Raw genomic sequence first — 19,250 nt, 5'->3', positions numbered from 1 at the left:
CCCGCCCCCGAAGTTCACCTGCCCGACGGACGGTCGTCCCCGCGGCGCTACCCGCCGCCCGGGCGCCCGCTCGCACCGTCCGCGACCGGGCCGAGACGGTCGAGCCACGCCCGGACCGGGCCGAGCGACACGAGCCCCGACCCGGCTCCCGCGAGCTCGTCCGGGGTGCGCGCGAGCGCGTCCCGCGCACGACGCGCGAGGCGCGCGTCCCCCAGCCGGACGGCGGTCTCGGCCACGAGCGCCCACCGCAGCTCGCGCAGGTGGTCGGCCGGGGGCTCGGGTGCCACGCGGACCAGGTCGGCGGCGGCCTCGCGGTCGCCGGCGTCGAGCGCGAGCAGCGGCGCGGCCCACGGCGCGTACGGTCCCGCGTCGCCGAGCCCGGCGAGCGGGCGGCCGTGGCGGAGCCGCACCGTGAGCAGCGCGAGCGGGAGCAGCCCGTCGCGCACGCCCGGCATGCGCACCCCGGCCAGCAGGTCGTCGGCGGCCCGGTACGCGCGCGCCGCGGCGTCGGGCGAGGAGGTCTCGGCGTCGCGCATCGCCCGGTACCAGGCCGTGAGCATGGGGACGACGGGCGACTCGTACCCGGCCGCCACGTCCTCCGCCGCCGCGGCGTGGGCGTCGGCGTCGCCGAACCGCCCGGCCCCCGCGGCGGCCTGCATCCGGACGAGGTGCCCGAGGATCGCGAACGTCGGCAGGTCGTGGGCGGCGGCGAGCGCGACGAGCTCGGCGCCGGTCGTCTCGCGCTCGGCGGCCGCGCCCGGACGTTGGAACGACTGGAGGAACCGGGCGTTGAGCGCGAGCGCGAGCGTCCCCGGGTCGCCGACGGCGCGCGCGACGCCCACCGCGTCCTGGGCCGCGGCCCACGCCCACGCGTCGCGCGTCCCCCGGTGCTCGATCCCGACGACGGCGAGCAGGCGCGCCCGCAGCACCGGGCTCGCCTCGGAGCCCAGGCGGCGCAGCGTGCGCCGCGCCACGCCGACGAGCGCGGCGGCCGCCTCGGGGTCGTCGCTCCGGGTCCAGACGGCCGGGACGTCGTACGCCGTGACCGTGCGCGCGGTGAGCACCGGGTCGCCCGTCGCCTCGGCCGCGAGCGCCGCGGCGACCCGCTGCTGCTGCGCGGTCGCGAGGTGGTCTCCCCCGGCGATCGCGAGCGTGCGCGCGACGTCGACCGTGGACCGCAGGTGGGCGCGCGAGGTCGGGGCCGTGACCGCGAGGCGGGCACCCGGCGTCGGGCCGTCGAGCGCCGGCGCCTGGGCGAGCACGTCGCGCTCGAGCCGCACGAGCTCCGGTCCTGGGTCGAGGCCGAGCTCGTCGGCGAGTCGGCGACGCGCGCCGCGCACGACGGCGAGCGCGTCCGTCTGGCGCCCCTCGCGGTACAGCGCGAGCGCGAGCAGCGCCCACGCGTGCTCGCGCCAAGGGTGCGCGGCGGCGTGCGCGTCGAGCGCGGCGACCGCCTCGCCCGGGCGCCCGTCCGCGAGCAGCGCCTCCGCGAGCAGCTCGACGGCCCGCGCGTGCACCTCTGCGAGGTGCCGCCGCTCCGCCCGCACCCACGCGCGGTCCGGCAGGTCGGCGTACGGCTCCCCGCGCCACGCCGCGACCGCGTCCTGCAGGGCACGCGTGTCCGACGGCGCGTCCCCGACCCCGAGCCCCGGCGTGGCGCCGGGTGCCGCGGCGGCCAGGCCGTGCGTCGTGCGTCCACCGACCGGGGCGACGGCCGACTCCAGCCGCGCCGCGTCGAGCGCACCGTCCGGGACCCGCAGCGCGTAGCCGCCGTGCTCGGTGACGAGGACGCGCGGCCGCGTGCGCGGTGCGCGCTCGGGTTCCAGGCGACGGCGCAGGTCGCCGACGAACGTCGCGAGGGCACCGCGCCGGGCGCGGAGGTCGCGCTCCGCGTCGTCGTCCCACAGGTCCGCCGCGAGCCGCTCGAACGACACCGGACGGCCGCGCGCGGCCGCCAGCCGCGCCAGGAGCTCGCGCTGACGCGGGCCGCCCGGGTCGACCTCCGCGCCGTCGCGCAGCAGCCGGACCGGCCCGAGCACCTCGATGCGCAGCTCCACCACCCGGCCATTCTCGCCGGGCCGTGCCGCGGCGGCGACGAGGGCGGCGTGCGCGCGGCCCGGGCGGCGCGCGGCACTGATCGGACGCTGATCCGCCGCTCCGAGGATGGTCGCGAGCCGCCCGGCACGACCTCCGGCGGCCCGAACCACCCGAGAGAGGACCCACCCATGCACATCCCCGGCTTCGAGACCCGCACCGTCGAGGTCGCGCCCGGCGTCGCGCTGCGCGCGGAGACCGCGGGCGACGGCCCGACCGTCGTCCTGCTGCACGGCTTCCCCCAGACCCGCCACATGTGGCGGCACGTCGCCCCGGACCTCGCGCGCGACCACCGTGTCGTCGTACCCGACCTGCGCGGGTACGGCGACAGCGCCAAGCCCGCCGCGACGACGCCCGACGTCTACGCCAAGCGCGCCATGGGCGCCGACGTCGTCGCGCTCGCCGACGCGCTGGACGTCGACCGGTTCGCCCTGGTCGGCCACGACCGGGGTGCGCTCGTCGCGTTCCGCGCCGCGCTCGACCACCCGGACCGCGTGAGCCACCTCGGGATCCTCGACGTCGTGCCCACGCTCGACACGTGGGGCGTGCTGCACGGCGTGGACGCCGCGGTCGCGTTCCACCTCTACCTCATGGCCCAGCCGCCGGGCCTGCCCGAGGCGATGATCCGCAACAGCGCCGACGCGTTCTTCGGGTCCTTCCTCGACGCGTGGACCCAGGACCCCGCGGCGATCCCCGCGGACGTCCGCGCGCACTACCTCGCGGCGAGCCGGGACGCCGTCGACTCGATCGTCGCGGACTACCGCGCGACGGCGACCGTCGACGTCGAGCACGACCAGGCGTCGCTCGACGCCGGGGACCGGCTGGCCATGCCGGTCACCGTGGTGCAGCAGGACTGGGGCGCGCAGCTCGGGTACGACGCCGCGGGCGTCTGGCGGCGCTGGGCACCGGACCTGGAGCACCTCACGACGACGGCCGGCCACTTCATGGCCGAGGAGGCCCCGGCCGACGTCGCGGCGGTCGTGCGGGCGCTCGGCCGGCGCTGACCGGCCGGCCCCGCGGTCCGTCCTGCCGCGGACGTCAGCCCCGGGCCCCACCCCGAGATCGACCCACCCGTCGTCAGGTCGACCCCCTGAGGGTCGATCTCGGACGCTCGGGCCGATCTCGCGCACCCGTCGCGCGTCCGTCTCAGCGGTACCAGTCCTCGTCGATCGTCGCGAGGCGCGACGGGTGCGCCTCGGGCCCGAGGCCGTAGAACCGCTGGAAGCTCATGAGGAGCGGACGCCACCGGTCGGGGTCGACGCGGTGCGCGGTCCGCGGCATGCGGACGCTCTCGTGGACGTGCACCCGCGTCACGCGCACCTCGAACGCGACGAGCGACCCGGCGCGGGCGGGATCGTCGCGCCCGAGCAGGTGGGCGTGCACGAGCCGTGCCTCGACCGCGACGGGGCACTGCGCAGCGCGCGGCGGCGCGACCGTGTCCGACGCGACGGGCGTCAGCCCCGCGCGCGCGAACTTGTCCGGCTCGTAGCGGTACCCGACGGACGCCTTGCGCTCCGGGACCGGGTCCCGCCCGGTCGTCAGGGCGAGGCGGTCGACGGCGTCGACCTCGGCCGTCGAGGGCAGGTTCACGACGACCTCGCGCGTCGCGAGGAGGTTCAGCGCCGTCTGCGAGCGCGCGCCGAGGCCGAGCACCGCCGTGCGGCCCAGCCAGAACACCGACGACATCGGGGCGAGGTTGACGCGGCCGTCGGTGCTCACCGTGCTGAGCAGCGCGACCGGCGTGCCGAAGTACAGGATCCCCGGGTCGATCACGACGTGCGACGGGGCGGGGCGGGTCGAGGTGGTGGTCACAGACCCAGCCTCGCCGCGCGCGGACGCGACGTCTGGCGGCCGTCGGACGTCGCGTCCGGGGCGCGACGGCGGCGCCTACGACAACAGCACGGCGACCCGGTCGGCGCGGTCGTCGTCGGGCCGCGTGCCCTCCTCGACGACCTGCCGCGCGAGCTCGCGCAGACGGACGTTGCGCTCGTTCGACGCGCGCTTGAGGAGCGCGAACGCCTGCTCGGGCCGGACCCCGAGCGTCGCGGCCACGACCCCCTTCGCCTGCTCGATCGGGCCCCGGCTGTCGGCCGCGGCCGTGATATCCCGCTGCGCCTGGCGTCCGGCCTGCGCACGGACCGGTCGCGTCACGTCGACGAAGTACCCGAGCAGCTCGACGACCCGCCCCGTGTCGCGGTCGCGCCGCCCCTGGCCGACGACGACGAGGACACGCTCCCTGCCGCGCGCGTCCATGATGCGGTGCAGGCTCGAGAAGGGTGCGCCGTCGCGCCGTGCACGCTCCAGCACGTCCCGGACGCGCTCACGGTCGTCGGGGTGCTTGTGGGCCAGCACGAGCGCCGTCGTCGGCACGACGTCGCCCGGCTCGAAGCCGTGCAGGCGGTACGTCTCGGCCGACCACCACCAGGTGTCGGTCGCGAGGTCGACCCGGTACTGCCCCAGGGTCGTGTCGTCGGCGAGGGACAGCGGGTGCAGCGTGGCGTGATCCTCCAGGGACATGGGTCGTCTCCGTCGTGGTTCAGCGGGTCGTGAGCCAGGTCCAGACTCAAGACCCGGACTGTAGTCCGACGCGGCGTTCCTGCAACCGCCGGCAGCCCGCAACGAACCGCGCGCACCGGCGTACGGTGGAACGAGGATGGCCTCCAGGAGACGCGGGCTCCCGACAGACCTCGGTGCTCCACCGTGCGACGGTTCCCCGCCCCTGTGCCGGCCGCCGGACGGGAAGCGGGCCATGAGCCTCGCGAGCGGTCTCCAGGGGTACGTGATCGGCGCCGCCGGGACGCTGGGGGACGACGTCGAGGCGTCGCTCACGGTGTCGGAGCACGGGGTGGTCGCCCAGCTCGGCGGGGGCGCGGCCGGTGCCGTGCGGTGCGACCGGGCCGAGCTGCTCGCGGCCGAGGGACCCGGCCGGACGGCGCGGTCGCGGCACGCGACCCAGCTCGTGCCCGACGCGACCGACGAGCCGCGCTGGGCCGCCTGGCGGCTCGCGCTCGCCCGCGAGGGGTACTGCCGCGCGGTCGTGGCCCCGGCCGACGTGCGGCCCGGCGTCGTGATCGCGCTCACCCTCTACTCGCGCACCCCCGAGGCGTGGCCCGAACCGTCGGTCCGGGCCGCCGAGGCGCTGGTACGCCTCGTCGCCGGAGAGCTGCGGCTCCGGTCCGACGTCGGCGCGGACCCCCGGGCGGACCTCGCCCGGCGGCGCCGCGCCGAGGTGACCGTCCAGCGGGCGGCCGGGGTGCTCATGGCGCACGAGGAGACCACGGCGGGCGAGGCCCACGACGCGCTGCGCGCGACGGCACGACGGCGCGGGGTGGGCATCGTCGCGGTGGCGGAGACGGTCCTCCGCTCGGCACCGCCGAGCCGACGCGTCGGCGAGATCGTGGAGCGGCGCACCGCGTGGGAGGACGAGTGGCCAGGACGATGACCCTGCAGGTCGTGTCGCCGGGCGTGCGACCGCAGTGATGAAAGACTGACCGCGGTGGACGACGAGGACGGAGGCGGACGGTGGGCGCGTCAGAGCTGCTGGGACTCCTGGCGCGCGCGCTCGCCGCGGTCGACGACGACCTCCCCATGCCGGCGCGCCTGTGCCAGGCGTGCGCCACGGTCCTCGGCGCCCAGAGCGCCGCGCTGACCGTCGCCGCGACGTCGCACGACCGGCTCACCGTCGCCACGTCCGACGGCGTCGCGGGACGCATCGAGGATCTCGAGGAGATGCTCGGCGAGGGGCCGGCCCAGGTCGCGCTCACCGAGGACCGCGTCGTGGTGAGCGAGGTCGACGGGAGCCGCGACGCGAAGGCGTTCCCCGTCTTCACGCACGTCGTCGGCGCGATCAGCGGACCCGCCACCTACCATGCCGTCCCCATGCACGCGGGCGGCCGGGTCATGGGCGTGCTCAGCCTCCTCACCGCGTCGGCGACGCTCGCCCGCGGGCCTCAGGACGTCCAGTTCCTCGCCGACGTCGTCGGGCTGTCGCTCCTGGGCGACCTCGACTCGCTCGACTGGTCGACGCGCGCCGAGGTGCACCAGGCGACGGGCATGGTGACCGCGCAGCTCCGCGTCGCCCCCGGTGACGCGCTCGCCGTGCTCCGGGCGCACGCGTTCGCCCGGTCGACGACGCTCGAGGAGGTCGCCGAGGACGTCGTCAGAAGACGGCTGAGCTTCACCTACGACGAGAGCAACGCCGTCCAGACGCAGAGGACCGAGGAACCATGACGCCGCGAACCCCCACCGACTCCCTCGCGCAGGCGACCGCCGCTCTCCTCCGCGAGCACGACATCACCGACGTCCTGCACCACCTGACGCAGGACGCGGTGCACTTCTCCGGAGGCGACGCCGGCGGCGTCCTCGTCCGCACCAACGGCGAGCTGGAGATGCTCAGCGCGACCTCGCACACCGCGACGCACCTGGAGCTCTACCAGGCCCAGCGCACCGAGGGCCCGTGCGTCGACGTCTTCGCGTCCGAGTCACCCGTGGAGGCCGCGGGCGTCCCGGAGGTACTCGAGCGCTGGCCCCACGTCGGCCCCGCGATCGTCGACGCCGGCTACCGCAGCGTCTTCACCACACCGCTCGTCTGGCAGGGCGGCGTCCTCGGCGGCCTCAACGTCTTCGGGCGCGAGCCCGTGGGGCCCTCGGAGGAGCAGCGCCGCATCCTGCGGGCGTTCGCCGACATGCTCACGCTCGCCGTCGTGCAGCCCGACCACCTGGGCGCGGAGGAGCTCACGCGCCACGTCGCGCGGGCGCTCGCGGGGCGGGCCGCCGTCGAGCAGGCCAAGGGTGCGCTCGCCTACCTGCTCGGTGTCGACATGGGCGCCGCGTACGACGAGCTCGTCCGCAGGTCCGAGCAGCAGGGTCGCTCCCTGAGCGCGACCGCCCAGGACATCCTGAGCGAGGCGCAGCGCCCGCGGTGACCCGGCAAGCCCCGACGCGGGCATCCGGGCGGGCTCGCCCGGGCGGGCGGTCGTAGGCTCGACGGCGTCCCGTCCGCCCGCCACAGGGAGCCGCCGTGCGCGCGACCGTCATCCACGCCCCGTACGACGTCCGCGTCGAGCAGCGCGACGACCCGCGACTGCTCGCACCGACCGACGCGATCGTGCGCGTCGAGGCCGCGTGCGTGTGCGGCTCGGACCTGTGGACGTACCGCGGGGCGAACCCGATCGACCACCCCGTGGCGATGGGTCACGAGTACGTCGGCACCGTCGAGGAGGTGGGCGCCGACGTCCGGACGGTGCGCCCGGGACAGCTCGTCGTCGGGTCGTTCTTCGCGTCCGACAACACGTGCCCGATCTGCCGCGCCGGCTACCAGACGTCGTGCGTCCACCGGGAGCCCGTGCGCGGCGCCCAGGCCGAGCTGCTGCGCGTCCCCCTCGCCGACGGGACGCTCGTCGCGACGCCCGAACGTCCCGACGACGACCTGCTACCCGGGCTGCTCACCGCGTCCGACGTGCTGGGCACCGGCTGGTTCGGCGCCCGCGAGGCGCAGGCGGGACCGGGCCGGACGATCGTGGTGGTGGGCGACGGCGCCGTCGGCCTGCTCGCGGTCCTCGCCGCCGCGCAGCTCGGGGCGGAGCAGGTCATCGCCATGAGCCGGCACGCGCCCCGCCAGGAGCTCGCGCGGGCGTTCGGCGCGACCGAGGTCGTCGCGGAGCGCGGCGACGACGGCGTCGCGCGCGTCCTGGATCTCACCGACGGGCTCGGCGCGCACGGCGTGGTGGAGGCGGTCGGCACGCCGGAGTCGGTGGCCCAGGCGCTCGGCGCCGTGCGCCCCGGCGGACACGTCGGCGTCGTCGGGCTGCCGCACGGCGTCGAGCTTCCCGTCGTCGACATGTTCTACCGGCACGTGCACTGGTCGGGCGGCCCGGCGCCGGTCCGCCGGTACCTGCCCGAGCTGATGGACCTCGTCCTCGAGCGTCGCATCGACCCCGCGCGCGTGTTCGACCTCGAGCTGTCGCTCGACGACGCGGCCGAGGGCTACGCCGCCATGGACGAGCGCCGCGCGATCAAGTCCCTGCTGCGCCCCTGACGCCGGCCACGGACGCCCGCGCCACCGGCGAGGCCGTCCGTGTGCGAGCAGCGGCTCCCGGCGGGACCATCGCTGACGTGGGACGTCGCGCGCGCATCACCCGCTCCGGGGCCGTGCCGAGGCACGCGCACGCGCTCGTGCTCGCGCTCGTGCTCGGGACGACCGCGGGCTGCACCGTGAGCCGGCAGGACCCCGGGCAGGCGACCGCGGCCGTGGCCGACGCGCTCGCCCAGGCCGGGTCGGCGGTCGAGACGACGCGGCTCACCGTGCGCCTGCTCGACGCCGACCGCGTCACCACGCCCGTCGCGGACGCCGCGGTGCTGGACCAGGTGCGCGTGCTCGAGGAGTCCACCACGGCGCTCACGACCCTCGTCCCGCCCGACGACGTCTCGTCCGCGCAGCGCGACGCCGGTCTGGTGGCCGTCGCGGACGCGACGCGCGAGGTGGTCGCGGCGCGCGCGTGGGTCGCGCGCGAGGCGGGCGGCGACCTGTCGGAGGCCGGTGCGGTCCCGCTCACGGCGTCCGAGCTCGAGGCCGACCTGGCCCGCGCCGCCGACGACGTGGACACGGCCCTGGCCCTGGCGGGTGGCGCGTGAAGCGGCTCCTCGGGGTCGCGCTCGGGATCCTCACGGCGATCGGCGGGTTCGTCGACATCGGGGACCTGGTCACGAACGCCGTCGTCGGGTCGCGGTTCGGGCTGTCGCTCGTGTGGGTCGTGGTCGTCGGCGTGGTCGGCATCTGCCTGTTCGCGTCGATGTCCGGCCGCGTGGCGGCGGTGAGCGGGCGCGCGACGTTCGAGATCATCCGCGAGCGCCTCGGCCCCCGCGCGGCGGGCGCGAACCTCGCGTCGTCGTTCGCGATCAACCTGCTCACGCTCACGGCCGAGGTGGGCGGCATCGCGCTCGCGCTGCACCTCGCGAGCAGCGTCGAGCCGCGGCTGTGGGTCCCGGTGGCGGCGCTCGCCGTCTGGCTCGTGCTGTGGCGCGTGAAGTTCCAGGTCATGGAGAACGTCGCGGGGCTGCTCGGGCTGCTGCTCGTGGGGTTCGGGGTCGCGCTCTTCCTGCTCGGCCCGGACTGGGGCGAGCTGCTGCGCCAGGCCGTGCCGCCCTCTCCCCCGGCGACGGAGCACGTCGCGACGTACTGGTACTACGCCGTCGCGCTGTTCGGGGCCGCGATGACGCCGTACGAGGTGTTCTTCTTCTCGTCCGGCGCCGTCGAGGAGGGGTGGACCGCGAAGGACCTCGCGCAGAACCGGGTCAACGTGCTCGTCGGGTTCCCGCTCGGCGGGCTGCTGTCCGTCGCGATCGCCGCGTGCGCAGCGGTGGTCCTCCTGCCGGCGGGCATCGAGGTGTCGTCGCTGTCGCAGATCGTGCTGCCCGTGGCGGAGGCCGGCGGGACGCTCCTGCTCGCGGTCGTGATCGTCGGGATCGTCGCGGCGACGTTCGGCGCAGCGCTGGAGACCGCGCTGTCGAGCGGGTACACGCTCGCGCAGTACCTCGGCTGGTCGTGGGGGAAGTTCCGCCGCCCGGCCCGCGCCGCGCGCTTCCACGTCACGATGGTGGTCGCGCTGCTCCTGGCCGTCGCCATCCTCATGACGAGCGTCGACCCGGTGGCGGTCACCGAGATGTCCGTCGTGTTCTCCGCCGTCGCGCTGCCCCTCACGTACGTGCCGATCCTCCTCGTCGCGAACGACCCCGAGTACATGGGCGAGCACGTCAACGGGCGCGCGACCAACGCGCTCGGCATGGTGTACCTGGTGATCGTGGTCGCCGCGGCCGTCGCGGCGATACCCCTGATGATCGCGACGGGAGCGGGGTCATGAGCCGGGACGCCTCCACGCCGACGGGGGTGCGCGTCGTGGACGCGCGCCTGCACCTGCTGAGCCGCCAGGTGCTCGACGTCGACGGCGAGCCGGTCACGACCGTCGACGACCTCGAGCTCGTCGCCACGGACGGCGCGGACGGCAGCGCTCGGGACGACGGGCCGCGCGACGCGGTGCCCGGCGAGCCGGCGGAGGTCGGCGCGATCCTCACCGGCCCGGTGCTCGTGACGCGCCTCCTCGGCGGCCGACCGCCCGCGTCACGCTGGGAACGGGTCCGGTGGGCCGACGTCGGGCACGTGGGGACGGCGCTCGAGCTCACCGTCCGCGCGGACTCGCTCGACCTGCACTGGACCGAGGACTGGCTGCGCGAGCACGTCGTCGGCCGCGTCCCCGGCGGCCGGCACGACCCCGAGGAGGAACCGTGATCCTCGGCGACCTGCTCGACGCGCACGTCCTGGGCCCGGACGGCGAGGGCCTCGGCTTCCTCGTGGACGTCCGGCTCGCGCTCGACACGCTGCCCGACGGCGGCCCGTCCGACGCCGGGGACGACCCCGACGACGCGCACCCGGAGGACCGTGCCCTGAGCGCGAGCGTCCGGCGACGCAGCCGGGTCGGGCGGGCGCGCGTCGTCGGGATCCTCGTGAGCCCGCGCACGGGCGGGTCGTTCCTCGGGTACGAACGCACGGGCGTCACCGCTCCGTGGCCGGTCCCGCAGCTCGTGCGTCGCCGGCACCGCGGGACGTTCCTCGTGCCGTGGGACGACGTCGCCGCCGTCGGGCAGGGCGAGGTCCGCCTCGCGCCGGGGTACCGGCAGGACGACGCCGCCCTGCCGTGACGTCGGGCGCGACGGCCGGCCCGAGAGGCACTCCCGGTCGGGAGAGGCACCTCCGCGTGCAGCGCCCGGCCGGGGCCGCAGCGCTCGGCGCGTTGCGAGCGGGCCGGGGCCCCGTGACGCTGGACGGGACGGTGAAGCCACCCGCCGTCAGCCGTCCGGGCGGAGGCACGAGGACACCGTCGCCCTGCCCGGCGACACGGGAGGACCCATGAAGGCGCTGTTCGTGAGCTGCACGCTCAAGAAGTCCCCGGAGCCGTCCAACACCGAGGCGCTCGGGCGGGTGGTCGCCGAGGCGCTGCAGGACCGCGGCGTCGAGGTCGAGCACGTGCGGCTCGTCGACCTCGACGTCCTGCCGGGCGTCGTCACCGACGCCGGTGCGGGCGACGACTGGCCGCGCGTGCACGAGCGGCTGCTGGCGTCGCAGATCCTCGTCGTCCTCACGCCCACGTGGCTGGGCCGCCCGTCGTCGGTCGCCCAGCGCATGCTCGAGCGCATGGACGCGATGCTCTCCGAGGACGGGCCGGACGGCGCGCCGGTCGCCTACAACCGGGTGGCGGGCGTGGTGGTGACGGGCAACGAGGACGGCGCGCACCACGTCATCTCGGAGGTCAGCGGCGCGCTCGCCGACATCGGCTACACGATCCCCGGCCAGGCCTGGACCTACTGGAACCAGGGTCCCGGCCCGGGCCCGGACTACGTGCAGACCGGCCACGGCCACGAATGGGCCCGAGAGACGGGCCGCCTCATGGCGCACAACCTGCACGCGGTCGCGACGGCGCTCCAGGAGCATCCCGTCCCCGCCCCGGGGTCGTGATCGCCCGGCCTACGACTCCGCGATGCGCTTGATCGCCGCGAGCCGGCGGTCCCACGCGGCGCCGACGGCCTCGAGCGCGCGTGCCGTCTCCTCGAGCCGGGCGCCGCCACCGCGTGTCGTCCGCGAGGGCCGAGAACACGGGAGCGAGCTCCGTCGCGGGTGCGCTCACGCGCGACCTCCTTCGACAGCGAGCGCCCCCTCCTGGGTTGCGTCGCACCGATCGCGCCCGCTCACGCACCCCCGGCCGCGATCCCCGCCACCGCGGCCGCGAAGCACACGACGAGCATCCCGAGCGCGTGCAGCAGCGCGACCGCACCGCGGCCCGCGAGCAGCAGGCGCGCGCCCTCGACCGACGCCGTCGAGAACGTCGAGTAGCCGCCCAGGAAGCCGACTCCGAGCACCGCCGCGACGTCGCCGTGGCCCGGGTGCGTCACGCCCCAGCCCGTGAGCAGCCCCAGCAGGAAGCACGCGCTGACGTTCACGACGACCGTGCCGAGCGGCGTCGACCACCGGTTGTGCCGGGCCACGAGCGTGTCCAGCAGGAACCGCGACGCCGCGCCGAGCCCGCCGGCGAGGGCGACGAGCACCAGCTCGGGGACGCCCGTCACCGCGCCCCACCGCCCCGGGCGACCAGCCGCCGTCGGGCCATGGCGGCGAGCGCGATCCCGCCTGCCGCGGCCGCGACGCCGAGCGCGACGCTCCCCAGCGCGTACGCCGCGCCGAGCGCGGCGTGCCCCCCGCTCGCCAGCCGCTCGACCTCGACGGCGAACGTCGAGTACGTCGTGAACCCGCCGAGCACGCCGGTCCCGCAGCCGAGCCGCACGCCCCGCCGCCACCCGGCGTCCGGTCCCGAGCGGAGCAGCGCCTCGAGCAGCGCGCCGAGCACGAACGACCCGGCGAGGTTGATCCAGAACGTCGTCCACGGCCACGACCCGGGCACGGGGGCGAACGCCTGCTCGAGGAGCGCGCGCGCCGTCGTGCCGACCGCTCCCCCGAGCGCGACGAGCCCAGCGAGCGCGAGGAGCGGCGTCCGTCGTCTCACCTCTCCCACGGCGTGCGGAGCTCCTTCCAGTCCACGACCGCGAGCGGGACCGTGAGCACCGGCCGGTGCTGGTGGTGGGCGAGGTGCGCGGCGACGGACCCCTCGACGAGCTCGCGCAGGTGCGCGGTCGACCCGGGCGCGCGCGTCCCGACGACGATCACCGCGGCGTCGACCGCCCGCGCGAGGTGCGTCAGCGCGCGGTCGGGGCGACCCGCGAGGTAGCGCAGCTCCCACGCCACGCTCGCGCCCCGCAGCGCCTCCTCGACCTCGGCCCGCAGCCGGGCCTCGACCTCCTGCCAGGAGTCGTCGGCGGAGTCCGGGTCGAGCGGTGCGTGCGTCACCGAGCCGTCGGGGTGCTCCTCGACCACGTGGCGCGAGGTGTCGGCGTACCCGGCGACCACGCGGGACCCGGCGGCGTCCGCCCAGGCCGCGGCCGTGCGGACCACGAGCGGGTCCCCGCCGGGGACCACACCGACGACGACGGGGTGCCCCGCGAACGGGACCATGCGGTCGAGCGCGGGCTGGGGCACGGGTCTGGCTCTCATGCGGACCTCTTCCCGCGGGCAGCACCCTGCCCGCCGACGTGCGACGAGGCAGGAACCATCAGCCCTGGCGGCGGTTCGGGCGGCTACGCCCCGGCGGGATCCATCACCGCACCCAGGGTACCCAGGCGCGCCGTCGACCGCTCAGCCGGCCTTGGTGTCCAGCCACTTCTTCTCGCCGAACGACTTGGCGAGCTCGTGGTCCGTGATGACGAACCCGACGGCCTGCGCCACGGGCAGGATCTGGTCGCGCTCCAGCCCGTCGTCGATGCCGAGCCGGTACATCATGACGACGGTCCCGGTGTTGAACATGACCCCGGGCGAGTCCCCGTCGTCGAGCAGCGCGTACGTGCCCTGGAACCCCGGCTGCGGCACCGCGGCGGCGAGGGTCGGGTGCGCAGGTCCCGAGGTGTCGGCGAGGGGGTCGCCCTCCGGCGCGGCGTTGAAGGCCGCGGCGATGCGCTCGGCCTCCTCCTCCGACCCGACGTCCACCAGGACCAGGTCGAGCGCGAGGGTCGGGCCGTCGTCCGACACGACGCGGGCCTCGAACCCGGCCTGGCACGAGCCCGCGATCGCCTGGATGGCGGGGATCGCGGGCAGGTCGTCGCACGCGAAGTCCCGCCGCGCCACGAGCGCGATGCGGTCCTCGTTGACGAGGTAGTCGTTGTCGGAGAAGTAGTCCCACGACATCGGCGCGAGCGCCGGGCCCGACTCCGGGTCCATCTCCGCGCCCGCGCGGTACTGCTGCTCGAGCCACGGCTCGTCGTCCGTGACGTCGGTGTCCACCGGCTCCTCGGTGGCCTCCGGCTCGTCGGTCTGCTCCGGCTCCGCCGGGGTGTCCGTCGCGGGCGCCTGCTCGGCGGTCGTCGGCTCCGGGGCGGGCGACGCGTCGTCGCGCACCGCGAGCCACACGCCGAGGCCGCCCGCGACGAGCACGAACGCGCCCACGCCCGCGAGGACGGGCACGAGCCACTTCCGCGAGCCGCGACCGGGCGGCGTCGTGTACGGGGAGAAGCCGTAGGGGTCCGACGGCGGGGCGGGCGGGCCCGGCACGACCGTCGCGTCGTCCGGCGCGCCGTAGGCGTGGCCCGACGGGCCCGGGTACGGGGTCGTCGGGGCGCCGTACGGGGCCGTCGAGGTGCCGTACGGGCCCGACGGCGCCGGAGCGCCGGGCGGCGGGGGCGGCGGCGCGTACCCGGGCGCGGTTCCCGCGGGCGGCCAGGTCGCCCCCGTGTCCGCGGGCGGGAGCGTCGCGTGGGGGTCGCCGGGCCGGCCCGGCGCGCGGCGTCCTCCTGTGCCGTAGGGGTCGGTGTCGTAGGGCGCCTGGGCGTGGGGGTACCCGTAGCCGGGCGCGGACGGCCCCGGTCCGGCCGAGCCCGTCCCGCCGTCGTCCCCGTACCGTCGCGGCGGCCGCATGACGGTGTGGTCGTCGACCGGGTGGTTCGGGTCGGTGGGGTGGGACATCGGACGGGTCCTCTCGTCGCAGGCGGCTCGTGCAGGGTAGCGGGTCGCTGCCCCCGTGCCGAGACGCCGACCGCGGGCCATGCTGGCCACATGGCCTCGATCATGCTGACGGCGATGCCGTTCGCCGGGCACGCGCGGCCGGTCCGGGCGGTCGCTGCCGAGCTCGTCCGCCGCGGCCACTGCGTCCGTGTCTACACCGGCAGGTCGTACGTCGCGATGTTCGACGGCGTCGGGGCGCGCGGCGTCCCCTGGGTCGCGGCGCCCGACTTCGACGAGCGCGACCTCGCCGCGACCTTCCCGCGTCTGCAGGGCCGCAAGGGATTCCGCCAGGTGATCCGCAACCTCGAGGACCTCTTCCTCGGGACCGCGCCCGCGCAGGCCGAGGACCTCCTCGCGCTGCACGACGACGAACCCTGGGACCTGCTCGCCGGCGACCCCATGGCGCTGGGGACCCGCTTCGCGGCCGAACGGCTGCGGTCGCCGTGGGCGACGGTCTCGCCGATCGCGGTCTGGCTGCCCGGCAAGGGCATCCCGCCGACGGGACTCGGGCTCACCCCGAGGGTCGGCGTCGTCGGGCGGGCGCGCGACGCGGTGCTCGGCGCCGTCTCCGGGGCCGGCACCGCCGCGCTGACCCGGCGCTACCAGCGCACCCGGCGGTCCGCCGGGCTCGCACCCGACACCGCGACCTTCGCGACGATGTGGTACTCCCCGTTCCTCGTCGTCGCGGCGGGTTCGCCGGGACTCGACTACCCGCGCGACGACCTGCCCCCGCACATCCGCTTCGTCGGCGACCTCACCGACGACGGGACGGCGCCGGCGGCGGTCCCGCTCCCGCCGTGGTGGGACGACGTCGTCCACGCCGACGCGCCCGTCGTCCACGTCACGCAGGGCACCGCGAACGTCGACCCGCACGACCTGATCCTGCCCACGCTCGACGCGCTCGCCGACCAGGACGTGCTCGTCGTCGTCGGGCTGGGTCACCGGACCGACCCGTTGCCCGGCCCGCTGCCGGCGAACGCCCGGGTCGCGCACATGGTGCCGTACCCGGAGCTCCTGCCCCGGACCTCGGTGATGATCACCAACGGTGGCTACGGCGGCGTCCTCCAGGCGCTGCGGCACGACGTCCCGCTCGTGGTCGCGGGCGGGGACCTGGACAAGCCGGAGGTCGCGGCGCGCGTCGGCTGGCACGGCGCGGGCGTCAACCTGCGCACCGGGACGCCGCGGCCCGCAGCGGTCCGGGACGCCTACCGCGAGGTCGCCACCGACCCGGCCTACCGTGCCGCGGCCGCCCGCCTCGGGAGAGAGCTGCGGTCGCTGGGAGGCGCACGTGCCGCCGCGGACCTCCTGGAGGAGCGCCTGGGATAGCCAGACGCGCGGGACCGCCGCGGCGAGTCGTCCGTGCGACGGACGGCGTGTGACCTGCGCGACGGGTGATCTCCTCCCCAGGGTGGACACGCCCGCGGGGCGGGCAGCGTACGCTGCGGGTGGGTCACCGGACGACGGACAGGGGGAACTACCGCTCGACCGACGAGAGACCGGACCGCCGTCCGACCCGCACCAGCGCTCATGAACACACTCACCTGGACTGCCGAAGACGACGCGACCTGGCGCGCCCGCAGCGCGTCGCGCGAGTACGTGATCCGGCGCGACGAGACCGACGGCTGGACGCTCGACGGGCCGGAGCGCACCTGGGTCGCGCTGCCGAACCTCGAGGTCGCCAAGGAGGTCGCCGCGCTCGCCGACGAGGTGCACCACGACGACGACAGCATGACCCGCTACCGCGTGGTCACCGCCACCGGCGCGCGCCGCGGCGAGCCGTTCGGCGCCGACAGCGACGAGGACGCGATCGACGTGCTCCGCGCTCGCCGCCGCGCGGGCAACCTCCCGCTCGCGCCGTTCCGGCTCGAGACGAGCGACGGGCGGCTGGTCGGGTCGTGGCAGAAGGCGACCGAGATCCCCGCCCGGCCGGCCACGTCGCACGACGGGACCGTCGGCCCCGTCTGAGCCCCGGGCCGAGCCCACGGTCCCGTCGACGGGCCGGTCAGCCCCCCGAGCGCAGGGCCGCGACGTGCGCGGCGCGCTCGCGCCGGCTGCTGTCGACGTGCGCCTCCGCCAGCGCCGCCGCCCGCTCGCCGTCCCGCGCCGCGACCGCCTCGAACAGCTCCGCGTGCTCCTCGGTCACGTGCGCGAGGTCGTCGTGCTGCGACAACGCCCAGCGCACGCGGCTGCGGATGCCCTGCATCATGTCCCGCAGGAGCCGGTTGTCCGCGAGCTCGGTCACGATCTCGTGGAAGTCCGCCGCGGACCGGCGCGACCCGATGCTGTCGGCGGTGCGCGCGCCCTCCTGCTCTCGCGCGAGCGCGCGTCGGAGCCGGTCCAGGCCCTCCGCGCCGTGCCGCTCGGCGGCGAGACGGAACGCCAGCGGTTCCAGGACCTCGCGCACCTCGTCGAGGTCGGCGAGGTCCGCGTCGGAGAACTCCCGGACGACGGCCCACGTGTGCGGCCGCAGCACGACGAGCCCCTCCCCCTCGAGCGCCTTGAGCGCGTCGCGCACGGGGATGCGGCTCACGCCGAAGTCGGCCGCCAGGTCCCGCTCGACCAGCCGGGACCCCGGGCGTCGCACCCCGTCCAGGATCTCGTCGCGCAGCGTCGCCGCGACCCGGGCGGACTCCAGCACTCGCTCCTCGGCTCCGGACACCGGTCGATTCTCCCACCGCGCCCGACGCGCGCACGCGGGTGCGCACGGGGCGCGGCCCCGCGTGCGCGCTCGCTCCCCGTGCCGTGGAGAGCGCCCGGCATCCGTGCGAGGGTGGAGGGACACGCGTCGAACGAGGGAGTTCCGATGTCGAGCACCACCCGTCCCCCCGTCCTCCGTCGGGCGCACCGCGTCCGCCTCGCCGGGGCGGCCGCGCTCGCCGTCGGGGTCGCGCTCGCGGCGCCGGCCGCGGCGGTCGTGCCCGCGGCCCAGAGGACCACGGCGCAGGAGACCACGACGGCCGTGGCCGCGGCGCCCGACGACGGGTACGACGTGATCTTCGACGGCACCGCCGAGTCGTTCGCGGCCTGGAAGTACGCGGGCGACGGCGGGTTCGACCTGCTCGACGACGGCACGATCCGCTCCCGGGCGGGCGCGGGCGGCGGGTTCGGGACGCTCTGGTACCCGGTGCGGCAGTACGCCGACTTCTCGCTCGTCGTGCAGTTCCGCGACGACGCGCCCGGCGACGCGCGCGCCAACAGCGGCGTCCAGGTCCGGTTCCCGGACCTCTCCGGGCCGGTCGAGGGGTGCCCGACGACGTTCAACGGCAACGAGACCGGCAACCTCTCCTGGATCGCCGTGAACTGCGGCCACGAGATCCAGGTGAACGACTCGCCCGAGGGAGGGTCGAACGACCCGCGCAAGACGGGCTCGGTCTACGGGTTCGCCGACATCGGGCTCGACCGCGCCCGACCCACCGCGAAGGGCGCGTGGAACGAGCTGGAGGTGCGCGTCGTCGGGCAGCACTACACGGTGATCCGCGACGGGGTCGTCATCAACGAGTACGAGAACCTGCCCGGCGTCCCGTTCCCCGACCGCCCGCTCGACCCGGACTCCAGCAGCCGCGGCCTCGTCGGGTACGTCGGCCTGCAGGCGCACGGGTCCGCGCCCGACGTCGTCACCTACCGCGACGTGCGCGTCCGCGAGCTCCCGCCCGTCCACGTCGAGGTGGACGCGCGCTGCCTGGCGGGGACGGCGCACGTCGCCGTGCGCGCGCTGAACGTCGGGGAGGACGCCGTGGACGTCACGCTCGGCACGGCCGCGGGCGAGCGTTCGTTCGGCGACGTCCGGCCGGGCCGCAACGCCTACCAGTCGTTCAGCACGAGGGCCGCGTCGGTCGATGCGGGCACGGCCACGCTGACGGTGGCGGATGACGACGGCCCGGTCGTCGTGGAGACGCCGTACGCGGGGGTCGACTGCGGCTGAGAAGGACGGGCGGCGTCAGAAGTACTGGCTGGCCGCCTGGTAGCCGCTGATCGCGCCCAGGATGAAGCCCACCGCGGTGCACGCGATCGCGACGCCGAGCGCGATCTTCGCCGTCTTCTCGTTCCGGCGGACCGCGATCGCGGAGAAGACGATCGCGAGCACGCCGAAGACGATCGGCAGGAAGAACACCGCGATCGGGCTGAACACGTACGCGAGGATCGTGCGCCACGTCATCGGCTGCGGGCCGGCGGGCGCGTACGCGCCGTAGCCGGGCTGGCCGTAGGGCGCGCCGTACGGCTGCTGACCCTGCGGCGGGTACGACGCCCCGTAGGGCTGCTGGCCCTGCGGCGGGTACGGCGCCACGGGAGGAGCCTGCGGCGCCATCTGCCCGTAGGCCGGCTGGTGCTGCTCGGGCTGCGCGGGCTGTCCGTACGCGGGCTGGCCCTGGCCGTACGGCGCCGGCGCCCCGTAGGGACCGGGAGCGGCCGGCTGCCCGTAGGCGGGCTGGCCCTGCCCGTACGGCCCGGGGGCCTGCGGGGGCTGCTGGGCGTCGCCGCCCGGGTGCTGCTGGTACGGAGGCTGGCTCACGGCGTGTTCCTTCGTCGCGGGTGACGCCGTCCCGACGGCGGCGTGGTCCGA

At 76.3% G+C, this 19,250-nt stretch carries 22 protein-coding genes and 1 riboswitch; of the genes, 13 read left to right on the top strand and 9 right to left on the bottom strand.

The genetic code is table 11. The features are described 5' to 3' along the window. Positions 1 to 47: 47 nt before the first annotated feature. Complete coding sequence (locus ACTJIY_RS09905) at positions 48 to 2,060, bottom strand: BTAD domain-containing putative transcriptional regulator (RefSeq protein ID WP_440673601.1); 2,013 nt, start codon at positions 2,058 to 2,060, stop codon at positions 48 to 50. A gap of 165 nt (positions 2,061 to 2,225) precedes the next feature. On the opposite strand from ACTJIY_RS09905, the gene ACTJIY_RS09900 reads away from it, so the two are divergent. Beyond that, positions 2,226 to 3,098 carry an alpha/beta fold hydrolase gene (locus ACTJIY_RS09900; protein WP_440673602.1) on the top strand — a complete coding sequence of 291 codons (873 nt, stop codon included), beginning with the start codon at positions 2,226 to 2,228 and terminating at the stop codon, positions 3,096 to 3,098. A 142-nt stretch (positions 3,099 to 3,240) separates the two neighbouring features. On the opposite strand, the gene ACTJIY_RS09895 is transcribed toward ACTJIY_RS09900, so the two are convergent. Continuing rightward, entirely contained in the window at positions 3,241 to 3,906 is a 666-nt protein-coding gene (locus tag ACTJIY_RS09895; RefSeq protein ID WP_440673603.1) for a flavin reductase family protein, read from the bottom strand. A 75-nt stretch (positions 3,907 to 3,981) separates the two neighbouring features. Next, positions 3,982 to 4,611, bottom strand: coding sequence for a PAS and ANTAR domain-containing protein (locus tag ACTJIY_RS09890; RefSeq protein ID WP_440673604.1), 630 nt, complete (start codon positions 4,609 to 4,611; stop codon positions 3,982 to 3,984). A 232-nt stretch (positions 4,612 to 4,843) separates the two neighbouring features. On the opposite strand from ACTJIY_RS09890, the gene ACTJIY_RS09885 reads away from it, so the two are divergent. From ACTJIY_RS09885 to ACTJIY_RS09845, 9 genes are all read left to right on the top strand, one after another. Further along, positions 4,844 to 5,536 (top strand): ANTAR domain-containing protein, encoded by a 693-nt coding sequence (locus ACTJIY_RS09885; RefSeq protein ID WP_440673605.1) that lies wholly within the window; start codon positions 4,844 to 4,846, stop codon positions 5,534 to 5,536. Positions 5,537 to 5,616: 80 nt separating this feature from the next. Next, positions 5,617 to 6,324, top strand: coding sequence for an ANTAR domain-containing protein (locus ACTJIY_RS09880; protein WP_440673606.1), 708 nt, complete (start codon positions 5,617 to 5,619; stop codon positions 6,322 to 6,324). Then, a complete protein-coding gene (locus tag ACTJIY_RS09875; RefSeq protein WP_440673607.1) occupies positions 6,321 to 7,019 on the top strand; it encodes a GAF and ANTAR domain-containing protein in 699 nt (232 codons plus the stop codon). The genes ACTJIY_RS09880 and ACTJIY_RS09875 overlap by 4 nt, the downstream gene beginning before the upstream one ends. 95 nt (positions 7,020 to 7,114) lie before the next feature. Next, the gene (locus ACTJIY_RS09870; protein WP_440673608.1) at positions 7,115 to 8,131 is read left to right on the top strand and encodes a zinc-binding dehydrogenase; all 1,017 of its coding nucleotides are present in this window, start codon (positions 7,115 to 7,117) and stop codon (positions 8,129 to 8,131) included. A 77-nt stretch (positions 8,132 to 8,208) separates the two neighbouring features. Beyond that, a complete protein-coding gene (locus ACTJIY_RS09865) occupies positions 8,209 to 8,727 on the top strand; it encodes a hypothetical protein (protein WP_253051539.1) in 519 nt (172 codons plus the stop codon). After that, complete coding sequence (locus tag ACTJIY_RS09860) at positions 8,724 to 9,953, top strand: NRAMP family divalent metal transporter (protein ID WP_353706906.1); 1,230 nt, start codon at positions 8,724 to 8,726, stop codon at positions 9,951 to 9,953. The genes ACTJIY_RS09865 and ACTJIY_RS09860 overlap by 4 nt, the downstream gene beginning before the upstream one ends. After that, on the top strand, positions 9,950 to 10,378 hold the full coding sequence (locus tag ACTJIY_RS09855) for a hypothetical protein (protein ID WP_253051541.1): 429 nt from the start codon (positions 9,950 to 9,952) through the stop codon (positions 10,376 to 10,378). The genes ACTJIY_RS09860 and ACTJIY_RS09855 overlap by 4 nt, the downstream gene beginning before the upstream one ends. Continuing rightward, positions 10,375 to 10,788 (top strand): PRC-barrel domain containing protein, encoded by a 414-nt coding sequence (locus ACTJIY_RS09850; protein ID WP_253051542.1) that lies wholly within the window; start codon positions 10,375 to 10,377, stop codon positions 10,786 to 10,788. Before ACTJIY_RS09855 ends, ACTJIY_RS09850 begins: the two co-directional genes overlap by 4 nt. A gap of 208 nt (positions 10,789 to 10,996) precedes the next feature. Continuing rightward, the gene (locus tag ACTJIY_RS09845; RefSeq protein ID WP_253051543.1) at positions 10,997 to 11,602 is read left to right on the top strand and encodes a flavodoxin family protein; all 606 of its coding nucleotides are present in this window, start codon (positions 10,997 to 10,999) and stop codon (positions 11,600 to 11,602) included. 230 nt (positions 11,603 to 11,832) lie between these two features. Here ACTJIY_RS09845 and ACTJIY_RS09840 read toward each other — a convergent pair whose 3' ends face one another. From ACTJIY_RS09840 to ACTJIY_RS09825, 4 genes are all read right to left on the bottom strand, one after another. Beyond that, positions 11,833 to 12,210 carry a fluoride efflux transporter FluC gene (locus ACTJIY_RS09840; protein ID WP_440673609.1) on the bottom strand — a complete coding sequence of 126 codons (378 nt, stop codon included), beginning with the start codon at positions 12,208 to 12,210 and terminating at the stop codon, positions 11,833 to 11,835. Further along, positions 12,207 to 12,644: a FluC/FEX family fluoride channel gene (locus tag ACTJIY_RS09835; RefSeq protein ID WP_440673610.1), complete on the bottom strand. Its 438-nt coding sequence runs from the start codon at positions 12,642 to 12,644 to the stop codon at positions 12,207 to 12,209. Before ACTJIY_RS09835 ends, ACTJIY_RS09840 begins: the two co-directional genes overlap by 4 nt. Next, a complete protein-coding gene (locus tag ACTJIY_RS09830) occupies positions 12,641 to 13,189 on the bottom strand; it encodes a universal stress protein (protein WP_440673611.1) in 549 nt (182 codons plus the stop codon). Before ACTJIY_RS09830 ends, ACTJIY_RS09835 begins: the two co-directional genes overlap by 4 nt. Positions 13,190 to 13,231: 42 nt before the next feature. After that, positions 13,232 to 13,306, bottom strand: a riboswitch (Fluoride riboswitch). 24 nt (positions 13,307 to 13,330) lie between these two features. After that, entirely contained in the window at positions 13,331 to 14,650 is a 1,320-nt protein-coding gene (locus ACTJIY_RS09825) for a hypothetical protein (RefSeq protein WP_440673612.1), read from the bottom strand. Between the two features lie 90 nt (positions 14,651 to 14,740). Here ACTJIY_RS09825 and ACTJIY_RS09820 point away from each other — a divergent pair, with 90 nt between their 5' ends. Next, the gene (locus tag ACTJIY_RS09820; protein WP_440673613.1) at positions 14,741 to 16,015 is read left to right on the top strand and encodes a glycosyltransferase; all 1,275 of its coding nucleotides are present in this window, start codon (positions 14,741 to 14,743) and stop codon (positions 16,013 to 16,015) included. A 201-nt stretch (positions 16,016 to 16,216) separates the two neighbouring features. Next, positions 16,217 to 16,654, top strand: a complete 438-nt coding sequence (locus ACTJIY_RS09815; protein WP_253051549.1) for a hypothetical protein — start codon at positions 16,217 to 16,219, stop codon at positions 16,652 to 16,654. Between the two features lie 37 nt (positions 16,655 to 16,691). Here ACTJIY_RS09815 and ACTJIY_RS09810 read toward each other — a convergent pair whose 3' ends face one another. Then, on the bottom strand, positions 16,692 to 17,348 hold the full coding sequence (locus tag ACTJIY_RS09810; protein WP_253051550.1) for a GntR family transcriptional regulator: 657 nt from the start codon (positions 17,346 to 17,348) through the stop codon (positions 16,692 to 16,694). 144 nt (positions 17,349 to 17,492) lie between these two features. Here ACTJIY_RS09810 and ACTJIY_RS09805 point away from each other — a divergent pair, with 144 nt between their 5' ends. Continuing rightward, positions 17,493 to 18,611, top strand: coding sequence for a 3-keto-disaccharide hydrolase (locus ACTJIY_RS09805; RefSeq protein WP_440673614.1), 1,119 nt, complete (start codon positions 17,493 to 17,495; stop codon positions 18,609 to 18,611). Between the two features lie 15 nt (positions 18,612 to 18,626). Here ACTJIY_RS09805 and ACTJIY_RS09800 read toward each other — a convergent pair whose 3' ends face one another. Further along, positions 18,627 to 19,199 (bottom strand): hypothetical protein, encoded by a 573-nt coding sequence (locus ACTJIY_RS09800; RefSeq protein WP_253052534.1) that lies wholly within the window; start codon positions 19,197 to 19,199, stop codon positions 18,627 to 18,629. Positions 19,200 to 19,250: the final 51 nt, after the last annotated feature.

It is taken from the genome of Cellulosimicrobium sp. 22598 (assembly GCF_052044445.1).
Taxonomy (GTDB): Bacteria; Actinomycetota; Actinomycetes; order Actinomycetales; family Cellulomonadaceae; genus Cellulosimicrobium; species Cellulosimicrobium cellulans_G.
This window is presented reverse-complemented; position numbering and strand designations above follow the sequence as displayed.